The 1,285-nt window shown below is 38.0% G+C and carries 1 protein-coding gene; it reads left to right on the plus strand.

Annotated elements, in window-relative coordinates; all coding sequences use genetic code 11:
* The first annotated feature begins 266 nt into the window (after positions 1 to 266).
* Positions 267 to 1,244, plus strand: a complete 978-nt coding sequence (locus tag ACQ334_RS24560; protein WP_430990925.1) for an IS110 family transposase — start codon at positions 267 to 269, stop codon at positions 1,242 to 1,244.
* The last annotated feature ends 41 nt before the right edge of the window (positions 1,245 to 1,285 follow it).

Consider the following 1,285-nt stretch of genomic DNA (forward strand, 5'->3'; position numbering starts at 1 on the left):
ATCCTATGTTTACAATTCAATAAATTTATAGTGCAATAAAAAAATCAATTTCGAAAGAACAAAAGGCGGAATAAGATGGTAAAACCCAATTGGCATAAAGCCATTCTAACATGATTATCCCCGCCCTTTTTCTTACCCGATGCTGAACAGTTCAACAAGCTTCAGTAAAAGCCTGCATTAGGATAGATAGCACAGTGTAAGATTGTTCTTCCGTTTGTTTTTTCGTTGTATAAAAATATTACAATCACTTCAAAAAAGGAATGATTATGGAAACAAAAACTTTATGCTGTGGTATTGATGTCTCTCACACTACGCTGGATGTATGTTATCAAAACAACCTGGGAGAACTATTCCATCTTCAGGTAGGTAACAACATAAAAGGGTTTGCCAAAATCTTAGAACATACCGGTGTCAATTATCATTTTGTAATGGAAGCTACCGGGGTGTATTACATCCGTTTTGCTTTTTATTTACATCAGCAGGGCTGCAAACTAAGTGTGGTAAATGCCATAAGCATTAAACGGTATATACAAATGCACCTGGAGCGCAACAAGAGCGATAAAAAAGACGCTCAATGGATATGCCGCTATGCGATAGAGCAACATCCGCCATACTGGCAAATGCCCGACAGCACTTATTTTGAGAGCAAACAGCTGTATAATACCATCCGTGAATATACAGAGCAGATCAAACGTTTTAATAACCAGTTACACAGCCTGCGCTTACTTCCTGTACCCAGTAAGGACACTATAAAATCTATCGAAAAAATAATTGTAAGTATGGAAAAAGAGATTAAGCTACTGGAACAAAAACTACAATTATTGCTGCAGCAATGGCAACCGGAACAATTAAAAAATGTAAGCAGCATCAAAGGCATTGGCAAAAGAGCTGCAGCCATGCTGATAGTTTTTACACAAGGCTTTAAGCACACTGAAAACCACCGTCAGCTGATCAGCTTTGCCGGGCTAGCACCCACACAGTACAGCAGTGGCAGCAGTATACAAGGCAAGCCCAGGATATACAAACGTGGCGGTAAAAATCTGCGTGATGTGCTGTATATGTGCAGCATGAATGCAATGAAAACTAATGTAGCCTGCAAAACGCTTTATGAACGATTAAGAGCTAACGGCAAGACAGGAAAACAAGCCTTAATAGCGGTGTGTAACAAACTATTAAAACAAGTATTTGCAGTGGTAAAAAACAACAGCTTGTATCAACCAAATTATTGTTCAGCAAAACCGTAAAAAAAACTAAAATTTATTTGTTTTTTTACACAGTTCATGTT

Origin of the sequence: Ferruginibacter sp. SUN106 (genome assembly GCF_050611765.1) — a bacterium.
Classification (GTDB): domain Bacteria; phylum Bacteroidota; class Bacteroidia; order Chitinophagales; family Chitinophagaceae; genus Ferruginibacter.